The sequence below is a fragment of the Halonatronomonas betaini genome (genome assembly GCF_015666175.1).
In the GTDB taxonomy this organism is placed as follows: Bacteria; Bacillota; Halanaerobiia; order Halanaerobiales; family Halarsenatibacteraceae; genus Halonatronomonas; species Halonatronomonas betaini.
In genome coordinates this window covers 245,696-259,433 of the sequence record NZ_JADPIE010000001.1, presented here as the reverse complement: position 1 = coordinate 259,433, position 13,738 = coordinate 245,696, and the positions used below count along the sequence as shown (strand labels likewise).

The window sequence follows — 13,738 nt, the reverse complement described above, 5'->3', positions numbered from 1 at the left end:
CTCTATATCAATCCTTTCCTCCTTAACTTCCTCTGATAATCAAATAACCATCCCATTAAAGCATCTCTACTTCGAGGGTTAATATCTAAAAATTCAACCCCTATAGCTTTTCCATCTGGAAGCTCATATTTCCTAACAGTTTTAGAAACTATTTTCACACCTTCAATAGCTGGAATATCAAGCATTAATTCAATAAATATATTATTAGGTAAATTCTCATTTAATACCATTTTTATTCCGCCACCACTTATATCAATAGTAGAGCTTTCAGTAAACTTTTCCTCTTTTGGCTCCCAGTCTTTGTTTACCCTTCTATAAAAGACCTTTCTCTTAACCTCTAACCTGAAATACTTTCTTCGCTGAATTTTAATAAAATCTTCAGTATCTGGAGATTCTAAAATCAGCTGGGGAATCGGTTCTTTAATGCGATTAATAACCCTTGATTTGAATTTATAAGCTGCTGAATCATCTGAAATCAATACTTCCACTTCAACACCTGTACCTATTGGTACAAGTTTGCCATCATTATATGGAATTAAAGCATATAATTTATCTTCTTCTTTATCAGATATCCTGCTCTGATATTTCCCTTTGTAATAACCTTTTTTTATCTCTATTTCTATATTATCATTAACCTCTAAATCCTCCGGTCTCATATCCAGGCCAGCCTCCTATAACATTTATAAAATCAACTTTTGAAAAACCCTAATACTTTATTGACAAAGCCCTGCATTCCTGCATTATTGCCAACATCTCTGTCGATCAACTGACCGGCAGATTTAGTAAATGCTTTGCCTGCCCTTGATCTAGGATATAAATTAACTATCGGTTTTTGCTTTTTAACTGCTTCTCGCAAAGTATTGTCGTAAGGTATATATGAAGTAATAGATATTTCTAAATCCAAATAATCTTTAATAACACTGCTAATCCTTTTAGATACTTCATCACCTTCACGATCATTGTCTACCTGATTAACTATTAAATTTAATTTAGGTCTTACTTCATTTTTTGATAAAATTTTAATTAAACTATATGCATCCATTATAGCTGTTGGTTCAGGAGTTAAAACCACAATAACTTCATCTGCAGCTTTAATAAAATTTACAACGCCCTGATGGGCTCCAGCACCTACATCGATAATAATTATATCATAATTTTCCTCTAAATGTGAGGCAAGTTTTAAAAGTTGTTTTATTTTATATATGTTCATGTTAATAAATTCATCAATCCCTGAAGAACCAGGGAGAATAGTCAATCCTTCAGGACCAGTAATTAATGCATCTTCAATATCACATTTATCTTCTAAAACATGTCCCAAATTATAGCGAGGAGTAACACCTATTAAAACATCTACATTTGCCATGCCCATATCTGCATCCAATAATAATACTTCTTTATCCATTTTTTGAAGAGATACACCAAGATTAACAGAAACATTTGTCTTGCCAACCCCACCCTTACCGCTGGCTACAGCAATTACTCTACTAGCAGAATTATAATTTTCTTTTTCAGTTTTCGTTTTTTCACTATCAAACATTTTTCTTAATCGACTGGCCTGATCATGCATTTTTATCACCTAATATAAAAGGCATCAGTTTTTCCTGATAGGCAATTTCAATATCATCTGGAACATCCTGACCTGCACTAAAATATGAAAAAGGCTGTTTATAATTATACCCTAGATTTAAAATATTACCAAAATTTGTTGCTTCATCAATTTTAGTCAACAAAAACCTATTAGGATTTAATTCAGAAAATTTTTCTATAACCTTTTCTATATTATCGTTGCTCGAGTTCAAGCTTAATAAAAGGTGAGTCTCATCGATTAAATTTTTATTAACCAATTTTTTGAGTCTTCCTAGTTGTACCTTGTCATTCCAACTGCTTCCTGGAGTATCTAAAAGTATTAAATCATAATCTTTATATTTACTGGCAAGCACTTTTGCAAATTCATCTTCATCATATACTACTTCTAATGGAATATTTATTATATCGCTATAAGTCTTTAACTGCTGAACAGCAGCAATCCTATAAGTATCAGCAGTGACAAGCCCAACTTTATAATCATTATTTTGAACAAAATCAGCAGCAATCTTAGCAATAGTTGTTGTTTTACCAACGCCAGTCGGCCCAATTAGAGCAACAACTTTTTGGTTATCAGCTTTAACAACGAGAGGTGCAGGTGGCCCAATAATATCTTCTATTTCACTAGATAATATTTCCATCTGTTCCTCAGGATTATCACTATCCTGCATTTGTTCAATTAAATATCTTGCTAAAGATTCATTTACCCCTTCTTGAATTAATAAATCAAAAACTTTCTTCAATGGTTCAGATAAAGACCTAACAAAGTCATTCTCATTCCAATTTTTATTTAAATTAGATAGCATACTTTTAATTTCCTGGATTTCTCGATTTGTTTCAGGCTTTTTATTTCTTGCTTCTTCAACTCCAGCTAGAACTTCAACTTTTTCTTTTGCAAAAAAACCAAATATCCCACCTTCTGTAAACTTTCTAGTATTTAGAATAATTGCATCAGAGCCAAGTTCAGCTTTAACTTTAAAAATCGTATCCTGCATATTCTTACCAACATATTTTTTGACTTTCATTTATTATTTCACCGTCCCAAGAATCTGTAGATTAACATCAGATTGAAGCTCATTATATGATAAAATATTTAATTTATCTAATGAACGATGTGTCATTTCTTTTAATGGCCTTCGAATTGCCGGAGCTGTTAATAACACCGGTTCTAATCCTCTTTTAAGTAAAGTTTGAATTTGATCAGCTATATTTTCAATTAAATCCTGTGCCCTTTTAGGATTTAAAGCAAGGTAATTCCCCTGTTCACTCTGTTCCAAAGCCTGATTAAGCTCATCTTCCAGCTCAGGGTCAAGAGTAACAGCATGCAATTTATCATTCTGATCTATATACTGATTAGTAATCTGTCTGGATAGTGCCTGACGAACATACTCAGTCAAAAGGCCGGTATCCTTTGTTCTAGGTGCATAATCAGCAAGGGTCTCCAGAATAGTTAACAGGTTATTAATAGGAATATCCTCCCACAACAAATTCTGCAAAACTTTTTGAATTTCTCCTAAGGTCATCAAATCTGGTAAAAGTTCATCTACAACTGCAGGATAATCATTTTTAATATTATCAATTAATTCTTTGACTTCCTGCCTGCCAAGAAGTTCATGAGCATTCTCTTTGATAATCTCAGTCAAATGTGTCGCCATTACTGATGGAGGATCAACAATTGTATAATTAGCCATCTCAGCTTCATCTTTCTGATTTGAATTAATCCAGATAGCCGGAGTTCCAAAAGCAGGCTCAGTAGTTTCTTTTCCTTCTATCTCTTCTGTAACCATTCCAGAATCCATAGCTAAGAAATGATCAGGTAAGATCTCATACCTGCTTATCTCAACACCTTTTAGCTTAATCCTATAAGTATTTGGTTCTAATTGAAGATTGTCTAAAATTCTAACAGGAGGAACAATTATCCCTAATTCCATAGCAGTCTGTCTTCTTATCATAGCAACTCTATCAAGAAAATCTCCACCCTGCTCTGGTAATACCAGTGGAATCAAATTATAACCTACCTCAACCTCCATCGGATCAATCTTTATAAGATCAGATAGTTCTTCTCTCTGAGGCCTTCGCTTTTCAGGTTGCTCTTCCTCTAATTTTCCATCTTCCTTCTTCTCTCCAGGACCAGCTACAGAATCTGCCTGACTGAAAAGTAAAAAAGCAATTCCCCCAATTAAAATTGAAAGAACTAGAAAAGGAATAGTTGGTAACCCTGGAACAAATGCCAATAAAGCTAAAACTCCTGCTGCAATCCAGAGTGGTTTGGCCTGGGCAGTTAACTGCCTGGTCATATCCTGGCCCATACTTCCTTCAGAAGCGGCCCTGGTTACAACCATACCAGTAGCTGACGATATTAACAATGCTGGTATTTGACTGACAAGGCCATCACCGACAGTCAATAATGTATAAACCTGAGCAGCTTCACCAATATCCATTCCCTGCATTAAAACACCAATAACTAGTCCACCAATAATGTTAATCACTGTAATAATAATACCAGCAATAGCATCACCTTTAACAAATTTACTGGCACCATCCATAGCACCATAAAAATCTGCCTCATCTCTTATCTTCTGGCGCTCATATCTAGCTTCGTCTTCAGTAATAATTCCTGCATTTAAATCAGCATCAATGCTCATTTGTTTTCCTGGCATAGCGTCAAGAGTAAATCTAGCAGCAACTTCAGCAACTCTTTCTGCACCTTTAGTAATAACAACATACTGAATAACAACAAGAATAATAAATATAACCAAACCTACAACATAATTTCCTCCAACAACAAAATCACCAAAACTCATTATAATTTCACCAGCATAAGCTTCTCCTAAAATCAGCCTGGTAGTTGAAACATTCAAGCCTAACCGAAAAAGAGTAGCAAATAAAAGGAGAGAAGGAAAGACTGATACCTGTAATGGCTCAGTTGTATAGATACTAACTAAAATTACCACCATAGCAAATGTGATATTAGCAGCCAGTAAAATATCAATTAAAGCCGGTGGTAATGGAATAATAAACATTACAATTATTCCAACCATCACTAAAGCAAATAAAATATCACTATTTTGATTTATAAAATTACTTGTATTACTTGCTCTTGTATTAGTATTTTCTGCTCTCATTTTATTCACCTCCTCTCAATCTTATTGTCTACTATACTTCTCATTTTCTCTATAAACAAATGCCAGCACCTCAGCAACTGCTTGGTACAAATCTCCTGGTATCTTCTGGCCAATCTCAGTAGTCCCATTTAAAGCCCTGGCCAGTGGTTTATTTTCAACTTGAATAATTCCTAATTCATCAGCTTTATTTTTTATCTTTTGAGCAATATACCCCTCACCTTTTGCAACTACCTCAGGGGCTTCCATTTCATCTAATTCATATTTTAAAGCCACAGCAATATGAGTTGGATTTGTAATAACAACATCTGCCTCTTCCATTGCAGACATCATTCTATTGACACTCATCTCTCTTTGGATCTGGCGCCTCTTTGATTTAATCTGAGGATCACCTTCCATTTCTTTGCGTTCTTCTTTAACTTCCTGTTTTGTCATCATTAGATTCTTATGGTGATCCCAGCGTTGATATATAAGATCAAAAATGCCCAGGATTATAAGAAAAATTAACACTCTAATAGCTATTTGAAAAATAAGATTCCCAAGATACAATAAACCAGGCTCAAGTCCTTGATGGGATAATGAAATTAAATTCTCCCAGCGGTTGCTAATCTGTTGATATGCTATAAAAGTAATGACTATTGCCTTAGCTAAAGATTTTACTAGCTCCACTAAAGATTTTATAGAAAGAATATTTTTAGCACCTTTAATAGGATCCAACTTTTCAAATTTAGGTTGAATAATGCTCACATTAAACATAGGACCTACCTGCAAAAAACTTACAATAGCACCTATTAATGCTGACGCAATCATCATTGGGGCTACCAGTCTGGCAATAAATACTATATGATCCATAACTAAATAATAACCATCACCTGGAGTTATATTAGGTGCAGAAGATAGTTTTAGTGATTCAACCATTTTCAATTGAATCGAATTCATAATATCTCCAAAAAGATAAAATAAAACCAGAAAACTTGCCAGCAAAGTAAAGGCAGCATTAAACTCCTGACTTTTTGCAACCTGCCCTTCTTCTCTTGCTTTTTCAAGTCGTTTCGGCGTCGGTTCTTCCGTTTTTTCTCCCATCGGCTCATCAGCCATAAACTACATCACTCTCCTGCAAATCAAACTGGAACAAAAAAATCTATTATTCTAGATAGATTTTGAAATAGTTCTGCAAAAATTTCTGAAAAATAATAAAACGTTAGGTTTAAGGATAACATAATAATTAAAATGCCTATTAAAATCTTAAGTGGCAGACCAACAATAAAAATATTCATTTGAGGTATTGATCTAGCCAAAAATCCAAAAATAACATCTGCCATAAAGACTGTCCCGACAACTGGTAACGCAATCATAAAAGCCATAATAAAAATATCTCCCATTAACCTAAACAAAATTTGCCAGCCCTGATCAGTTATTATAAATTCGCCAGGAGGGATTTTTTCAAATGTAGAATAAACTGACTGAATAACTATTAAATGTCCATTTATCGTTAAGAATAGTAGAGATGCTAAAATATTTTTAAATTGTCCTGTTATAGGCCCCGAAACATCAAAGACTGGATCAAAAACATTTACTATTGCAAACCCCATCTTAGTATCTATAAACTGACCAGCTAATTGAACTGCAGTAAATACCATTAAAACAATAAAGCCAATAGTTAAACCTACACCAAACTCTCTCAATACATCACCAAAGACCAAAAATATATGATCTGGATATACTATTTCATAGTTAGCTGCAACTACGGGAGCAGTTGCTATCCCTAAAAAGAAAGCAATTGCTATTTTAAGTCGGTTTGGATAAGCTCCACTTGAAAGAATTGGGGTTACAATAAAGAGACCAACATACCTTATCATAACAAGCACAAAAAGATATGTATAATCAGTCATTATCAATAAAGGATTTGCCATTTTTATAGCATCCCAACATAATTAGGTATATTAAAGAACAGTTCATTTATAAAATCCATTAAAGTCGTTAACATCCATGGTCCAAAAAGGCCTAACGCAATAAGAACAGCAAATATTTTAGGGATAAAAGCTAAAGTCTGTTCCTGTATTTGAGTAGTAGCCTGTAAAATAGCAACAATCAAACCAGTTAAAAGACCAGCTCCAAGAACAGGTGCAACTATTAAAAGCGTTATAAATAAAGCCTGCCTTGACATATCAATTAATAAACCCTGATCCATCTTTTAAGCTCTCTCCCTTCTAAAAAGTCCTGATTAATGATTCAATAATTAAATACCAGCCATCAACAAGTACGAATAACATTATCTTAAATGGTAATGAAATCATGACCGGCGGTAACATTAACATTCCCATAGACATTAAAATACTTGCAACAACCATATCAATCATTACAAATGGAATATAAATTATAAACCCAATTTGAAATGCTACTTTTAATTCACTTAAAATAAAGGCTGGAATTAAAAGGTAAATAGGTACATCATCCTGGTTCTGAGGCCTTTCCATATCTGTCATATTATAAAATAAACTTAAATCTCTTTCTCTAACATGTTCAAACATAAAACCCCTTATTGGCTCCAGGCCATTCTCAACCATTTCTTCTGTCTCTATTTCTTCATTGATATATGGTGTAACAGCATCATCTATTACTCCCTGCCACACAGGTGCCATAATAAATATAGTTAAGAATATCGCCAGTCCTATTAAAACCTGATTAGGAGGCATTGTTCTTGTAGCCAATGCATTTCTAATCATCGATAAAACTATAATGATTCTGGTAAATGATGTCACCATTATTAATATTGCAGGAGCCAGTGATAAAATAGTTAAAAGTAGTAATAGCTGCAAAGAAGGTACTAAATTATCGCCGTCTTCCTCAGCGCCTATCTCAAGGTTAATATTTGGAATTAAACCCTCCTGAGCCATTGCTGGAGCTGGTAATAACATTACTATTAAAAATACTAATATTAAAAATGTAGCACCTTTATAAAATTTAAATCTACTCATCTTGATTCCGCCTATATTGACCAACCATATCCTTTAGATAGTCAGAAAACTTTGGACCATCCTCTTTAGAATCTGATAAAACTTCACCAAACTCTTCTAATGTCCAACTCTTGAGTTTATTAATCCCTTTATCACTAAATGACAAGAGTATAACTGTTTTCTTTGCCCTTACCAGCCCTATACTCACCTTAGGAGATATGTAAAGCTGTTCAATAAGTTCAAGATGTTTGCCAACCCTCTGTTTTTTAACGAATTTTCTCAGAAAATGCTGAGAAACATAAATTATTCCTAAAACCAATAGCAGATAAAAGAACATCCGCGCAATTTCTACTCCGTAATCCATAAATTTACTCCTTTAAATCGAAGATAATCTTTCCTTTGGGCTTACTATATCTTTAACTCTAAACCCAAAATTCTCATCAATAACAACTACCTCACCTTTAGCAATTAACTTACCATTTACTAGCAAATCAACTGTCTCACCAGCTAATTTATCTAACTCAATAATTGAGCCCTCGCCTAAGTCTAATATGTCTTTTATTTTCATTTGAGCCTTCCCAAGTCTAACCGTTGCTTTTAATGGAACATCTTTAACCAATTCTATATTCTGGGGTAGAGGTTGTGAAGCTGGCTCATTAAAATCTGGAAAGCTTGCTTTTTGTACATCAACAGTGTCCTGAGAAACCTGGCCACTCTGAGCAGTCCTATCCATTTTAGCTGTAGACTTCTGTTTATCCTGACTACTAGATTTTTGTTCATTATACCCTGCACCCTTATTTTCACTTTTGATTGTTGCTCCAGGTTTTGTATCCTCAGCCACCGAAATTTTATCTTTATCCTTAGTCTCATACTCCTCAATCTCATCTTTCAAAGTCAAACCATCATCTTCCTCAGTTAATTTCTTAACCAATTTTTTAGTAAAATCAACTGTTGATAATTGCTGAAACTGACTATCAATTAAATCTCCGACTTTTAAGTCAAAAGAAGTTGCCACAAGTTCTTCTTCAGGCCCAAAGAACTTTTTATTATCAAGAGCCTGATCCATCTCTAAATATTCAGCATTCGGTGGAGAAATGTTTACAACATCATCAATCAAACTCGACATTGCTGTTGAAGCTGAACCCATCATCTGATTCATTGCCTCACCAACTGCACTAATATGCATTTCACTTAACTCACTATCTGGATCAGAGCCATCTCCGCCCATCATCAAATCTGCTATAATTGCTGCATCTTCTTTTTGAATTACTAACAAGTTAACACCAACGATACCAGCAACATACTCAACATCAACAAGAACACATGGTTTATGATATTGATTACTTATATTTGTAAAAGATTCTACTGAAACTTTAGGAGCAGTTATCTCAACTTTTTGATCAAGAATTGTATATAGCGCTGTTGCTGCTGAGCCCATGGCTATATTCCCAACTTCTCCTAATACATCTATTTCTTCATCAGTTAAAACCTGATTCTTTTCATCGCCCTCTTGTTGCTTGCTCATTAAGGCATCAATTTCTTCCTGGGATAAAAAATCTCCATTGCTATCACTCATCATCTTCTATTTCACCATCCTCTCCCATATCCATTACTTCTGCAATTTTAACTGCCAGATGTTTTCTGCTGGTACCTGCCAGCCCTTGATATTTTATTCTTTCACCAATTCTAATATCTATCATATCTTCAGTTCTTTTATCAGTTTTAATAACATCGCCAGGCTGTAAATACAATAAATCTGTAACCGTTATATCAGCCTCACCTAACTCTGCCAGAACATCAACTTCTGCTTTTTGAACTCTTTTCTTAAGATTTTCTATATGTTGAGCTGTTTGTTCTTCTCGTGTGCTTGAAAACCATTGCTGGGCATTCAGTCTTGGAACTATTGGTTCTAACATTATATATGGAATACAGATATTTACTAGTCCTTCACTATTAGCTATTTTAGCTGATAATGTTATAATAATTGTCATATCATTGCTGGGAACAATCTGAGTGAATTGTGGATTCGACTCAATTTCCCTTAATTTTGGAGTAACCCGAATTATATTTTCCCAGGCTTCAGGTAAAGTACTTAAAAACCACTTCAATACTTTTTTTAATACAACCTTCTCAATATCTGTAAAACTCCTGATATCTTCTAAAGGTCTTCCCATTCCACCAAATAATCTATCTATAACTGCAAAACCAATATCCGGGCTAATTTCATAAATGAACTGGCCTGAAAACGGTTCTAGTTCAGCTACTCCAATAATAGTTGGCTCTGGCAAAGATCTAATAAACTCATCATATGAAAGTTGTTCAATAGATGCCACTTCAAAATCAACCATACTTCTAAGTTTAGTTGAGAGAGTGGTTGTCAATAAACGAACCAGGTTTTCGTGAATCATCTGTAAAGTCCGCATTTGTTCTTTTGATAGCTTATCAGGACGCCTAAAGTCATAATCTTTGATTGCCTGCTCAGCTTCCTCTTTTTTCATTTCTTCAGCATCAACTTCACCTGATGATAATGCAGATAATAACGAATCAATTTCATTTTGGTCAAGTACTTCTGCCATCAAACCACCCCCTTATTGAACAACAAACTGAGTAAACCAGACATTTCTAACTTCACCATTTCTTATGACCTCGTTTATGCTATCAGCTAACTGTTTTTTGATTTCATTAGCACCAGGTTCTTGAATCTCATCAATTGATTGGCTTCTTAGTGTAGAAATAATTGCATCATCAATTTGAGGAGAACGTTTATCAATTTCTTCTAAAACCACATCTTCGCTTGCTTCAATAACAATATTTGTTTGAAGATATTGAAAGCCTCCTGTGCCTGAAAGATTTACAGTATATTCTCCTAATTGGTAAGTCGGCCCCATTCTATCTTCTATTTCATCTGGGCCTGTATCCCTTGTCATATACCAGAGAACTCCAAAACTTGTTGCTGCAGCAAGTACAACTATTAAAAATGCTACTCCAACATAAGTCATAATTTTACCTAGTTTGCTTCCATCTTCTGCCATCAATTAATCACCTCTTCCTGTTCAGCTCGTGGTGGTCCCATATAATCTGGATTTAATAATACAATTTCAACTCTTCTATTTTCAGCTCTATTTTCTGGTGTATCATTAGGCCTTAAAGGTTGATATTCAGAGTAACCTGATGCAGATAATCTATCAGGATCAATATCCTCATTTTCTATGAAATACCTAATAACCCGAGTTGCTCTGGCTGTAGAAAGCTCCCAATTAGAAGGGAATTCTGGTGTGTTAATTGGCAAATTATCAGTATGCCCTTCTACCAATACATCATTAGGAACTTCTCTAATTATATCTGCAACTCTTAGCAATACATCCTCTCCTTCTTCCCGAATATCAGCCTCTCCTAAATTAAACAATAGCTGACCGGTAAATCTTATGACCAGGCCCCTTTGAGTCATTTCCGTGGATACATCCTGACTTACACCTTCATCCTCAACATAAGTTTCTATCTCAGTCATCGCTCTTTCTAAAACCCTGGTAGTTATAGGGCTGAAATCCTGACCAATATCTCCTCGATCAAGATTTTGCTGAGTTGAAATAGCTCTACCACCTGAAAGAACCCCTAAATGTCCCTGTAAAGACCCCATTGCCTGCTCAAATTTAGCAACATCTATAGATGACATAGAGTAAAGCAAGACAAAAAATGTCAATAGCAAAGTCATCATATCACCAAAAGTTGTCATCCATTCTGGCGAACCACTCTCAGATTCTGGTTCTTCAGGTCTTTTTCTAGCCATCTTCCATCACCACCTCGCCGACTCCTTCGACGGCAGTGTCTTGATCCTCTTCAGCTAAAAACGCCCTTAATTTTTCTTCAACTATTCTAGGGTTTTCACCGGCCTGTATCGACAGAATACCTTCAATCATAACTTCTTTTAAAAGTATCTCATCGTGACTGGTAGTTTCTAATTTGCCTGCCATTGGAATAAATACTAAGTTTGCAATTAAAGCACCATAAAATGTAGTTAAAAGAGCTACAGCCATACCAGAACCTAACTGTGTTGGATCATCAAGTTCAGAAAGCATCTGTATCAGACCGATAAGTGTACCGATCATACCAAAAGCAGGAGCTAATCTGCCCATCTGTTTTAAAATACCCTGCCCTTCATGATGTCTTTCTTCAATAAAAGTTAATTTTGTTTCTAAAATATTTCTTACCAGTTCAGGATCAGTCCCATCTACCACCAGCTGAATGCCTTTTTGTAGAAACCGATCATCAACTTCCATTACCTCCTGCTCCAAAGCAAGCAAACCTTCTCTCCTAGCTTTTTCTGCAAATTGTACTAATAATGATATGACCTCATTTGAGTCATGGTTATTCTTTGCAAAAGCAATTTTTATCAATGAAGGTAACTTCGACAGCTTATCCCAGGAGTAATTTATCATTGTTGCCGCTAGAGTACCACCTAAAACAATTAGTATAGACTCAAGGCTGACAAAAATAATCGGTTGGCCACCAAGAATAATCGCTCCTGTTAATAAAACTACACCAGTAGTTAATCCTATAAGAGTAATGATATCCATTTGCTCACCCCTTTTCTATCCTGGGTGAGGAGTATATATCACGTTGATAAGCCTTCACCCGTTTTATAATTTCATCAATATCTTCTTTAACTAAAATTTTCCTGTCTGTAGTCAGAGTGATAACAGTATCAGGGGTGGCCTTAATCATTTCAATCAATTGGATATTAACAACAATCTCTTCGCCCCTTAAATTAGTTAGCTTTATCAATTAACCCACCCCTTTTACTATTTTATTAATTATCTCTTCAAATTAGTTAATTCCTGTAGCATTTCATCACTTGTAGTAATGCTTCTTGAATTAGCCTGAAAACCTCGCTGAGTAACAATCATATTAGTAAACTGCTCAGCTAAATCAACATTTGACATCTCAAGAGTACCTGGAGCAATTTCTCCACGCCCTCCGACTGTAGCCTCACCAAATTGCGCTTCACCTGAGTTTTGAGACTCTCTGAATATAGTTTCTCCCTCTTTAACTAAACCTGAAGGATTACTGAAGTTAGCGAGACCAACCTGGCCAATCTGCTGATTAATACCGTTAGTATAATTCCCTGTAATAACCCCTCGATTATCAATTCCAAAGGAATCAAGAAAGCCATACTCATAACCATCTTCAGCAGAACCATCTATGCTGAACTCACCGGCTGATTGTGACATCCTTGAAAAATCAAGCTCAATGTTCTGACCCTCAGCAGCTCCATTTCCTGGATTAAATGTAAGGCTAAACTCGCCAGATTCAAAAATTCCGTCACTATCAAAAACTAATTCCTCAGCATCTAAGTCAGCGCCAAACTCTCCTGCATCATCTCCATTTATAGATACTAAATTAACTTCCCATGGACTAGTTTCATTTGTCTCCTGCTTTACTAATTCCAATTCAACAGTATGTCTAGCGCCCAAACTATCATAAACTTCAACAGTTGTTGTTCTTTCAGTACCTTCTTCAGCACGGGAATCTAAATTTCCTGTGAATCTGGCAGATGAAGTAGCCTGACCAGAAATACTATCTCCAATCGGAATTTCTAAATCGCTTACTGGATCATTAGTATTAATCTCACCATCTCCATCAGCCATCCAGCCCTGGACCTTATAACCATTGCTGGAACTTACAAGATTACCATTATTATCAACAGTAAAATTACCTGCTCTTGTATAAAAATCCTGTTGCCCATCATTAACCCTGAAAAAACCATCACCATCTATAGCAAGGTCAGTGCTGATCCCTGTAGATTCAAGACTTCCCTGGGTCTGATCAGTATCTATACTTGCTAAATCAACTCCTAGGCCAATTTGTTGTGGGTTTATACCGCCTCGATTGTCCTGGGGTGCCTGGGCTCCCTGTAAAGTCTGATTCATCATCTCTGCAAAAGTAACCCGACTACCCTTAAACCCAACTGTATTAACATTTGAAATATTATTACCAACAACATCCATTCTGGTCTGATGATTCTTTAATCCAGAAACACCAGCAAACATTGAACGCATCATATAAAAATCTACCTCC

16 protein-coding genes are annotated in these 13,738 nt (G+C 35.3%); all 16 read right to left on the bottom strand.

Annotated elements, in window-relative coordinates:
• Window positions 1–2: 2 nt before the first annotated feature.
• From I0Q91_RS01325 to flgF, 16 genes are read right to left on the bottom strand one after another with little or no spacing between them, the layout of a single operon-like run.
• Window positions 3–656, bottom strand: a complete 654-nt coding sequence (locus I0Q91_RS01325) for a flagellar brake protein (RefSeq protein WP_270452365.1) — start codon at window positions 654–656, stop codon at window positions 3–5.
• Between the two features lie 32 nt (window positions 657–688).
• The gene (locus I0Q91_RS01320; RefSeq protein ID WP_270452363.1) at window positions 689–1,567 is read right to left on the bottom strand and encodes a MinD/ParA family protein; all 879 of its coding nucleotides are present in this window, start codon (window positions 1,565–1,567) and stop codon (window positions 689–691) included.
• Complete coding sequence (flhF, locus tag I0Q91_RS01315) at window positions 1,560–2,609, bottom strand: flagellar biosynthesis GTPase FlhF (protein WP_270452362.1); 1,050 nt, start codon at window positions 2,607–2,609, stop codon at window positions 1,560–1,562. Before flhF ends, I0Q91_RS01320 begins: the two co-directional genes overlap by 8 nt.
• 3 nt (window positions 2,610–2,612) lie before the next feature.
• Window positions 2,613–4,709 carry a flagellar biosynthesis protein FlhA gene (flhA, locus tag I0Q91_RS01310; protein ID WP_270452361.1) on the bottom strand — a complete coding sequence of 699 codons (2,097 nt, stop codon included), beginning with the start codon at window positions 4,707–4,709 and terminating at the stop codon, window positions 2,613–2,615.
• Window positions 4,710–4,730: 21 nt separating this feature from the next.
• On the bottom strand, window positions 4,731–5,804 hold the full coding sequence (gene flhB / locus I0Q91_RS01305; protein ID WP_270452360.1) for a flagellar biosynthesis protein FlhB: 1,074 nt from the start codon (window positions 5,802–5,804) through the stop codon (window positions 4,731–4,733).
• Between the two features lie 23 nt (window positions 5,805–5,827).
• Entirely contained in the window at window positions 5,828–6,619 is a 792-nt protein-coding gene (gene fliR, locus I0Q91_RS01300; RefSeq protein ID WP_270452358.1) for a flagellar biosynthetic protein FliR, read from the bottom strand.
• 2 nt (window positions 6,620–6,621) lie between these two features.
• Complete coding sequence (gene fliQ, locus I0Q91_RS01295) at window positions 6,622–6,897, bottom strand: flagellar biosynthesis protein FliQ (RefSeq protein ID WP_270452357.1); 276 nt, start codon at window positions 6,895–6,897, stop codon at window positions 6,622–6,624.
• 19 nt (window positions 6,898–6,916) lie between these two features.
• The gene (gene fliP / locus I0Q91_RS01290; RefSeq protein WP_270452356.1) at window positions 6,917–7,684 is read right to left on the bottom strand and encodes a flagellar type III secretion system pore protein FliP; all 768 of its coding nucleotides are present in this window, start codon (window positions 7,682–7,684) and stop codon (window positions 6,917–6,919) included.
• A complete protein-coding gene (locus I0Q91_RS01285; protein WP_270452354.1) occupies window positions 7,677–8,027 on the bottom strand; it encodes a FliO/MopB family protein in 351 nt (116 codons plus the stop codon). Before I0Q91_RS01285 ends, fliP begins: the two co-directional genes overlap by 8 nt.
• A 12-nt stretch (window positions 8,028–8,039) precedes the next feature.
• Complete coding sequence (fliY, locus tag I0Q91_RS01280; RefSeq protein WP_270452353.1) at window positions 8,040–9,242, bottom strand: flagellar motor switch phosphatase FliY; 1,203 nt, start codon at window positions 9,240–9,242, stop codon at window positions 8,040–8,042.
• Window positions 9,232–10,239, bottom strand: a complete 1,008-nt coding sequence (gene fliM, locus I0Q91_RS01275) for a flagellar motor switch protein FliM (protein WP_270452352.1) — start codon at window positions 10,237–10,239, stop codon at window positions 9,232–9,234. Before fliM ends, fliY begins: the two co-directional genes overlap by 11 nt.
• A gap of 12 nt (window positions 10,240–10,251) precedes the next feature.
• Window positions 10,252–10,695 (bottom strand): flagellar basal body-associated FliL family protein, encoded by a 444-nt coding sequence (locus tag I0Q91_RS01270; RefSeq protein WP_270452351.1) that lies wholly within the window; start codon window positions 10,693–10,695, stop codon window positions 10,252–10,254.
• Complete coding sequence (locus I0Q91_RS01265; RefSeq protein ID WP_270452349.1) at window positions 10,695–11,450, bottom strand: flagellar motor protein MotB; 756 nt, start codon at window positions 11,448–11,450, stop codon at window positions 10,695–10,697. Before I0Q91_RS01265 ends, I0Q91_RS01270 begins: the two co-directional genes overlap by 1 nt.
• A complete protein-coding gene (locus I0Q91_RS01260; RefSeq protein ID WP_270452346.1) occupies window positions 11,443–12,237 on the bottom strand; it encodes a motility protein A in 795 nt (264 codons plus the stop codon). The genes I0Q91_RS01265 and I0Q91_RS01260 overlap by 8 nt, the downstream gene beginning before the upstream one ends.
• 4 nt (window positions 12,238–12,241) lie before the next feature.
• A complete protein-coding gene (locus I0Q91_RS01255; RefSeq protein ID WP_270452345.1) occupies window positions 12,242–12,445 on the bottom strand; it encodes a flagellar FlbD family protein in 204 nt (67 codons plus the stop codon).
• A gap of 29 nt (window positions 12,446–12,474) precedes the next feature.
• Entirely contained in the window at window positions 12,475–13,722 is a 1,248-nt protein-coding gene (flgF, locus tag I0Q91_RS01250; RefSeq protein ID WP_270452344.1) for a flagellar basal-body rod protein FlgF, read from the bottom strand.
• Between the last annotated feature and the right edge of the window lie 16 nt (window positions 13,723–13,738).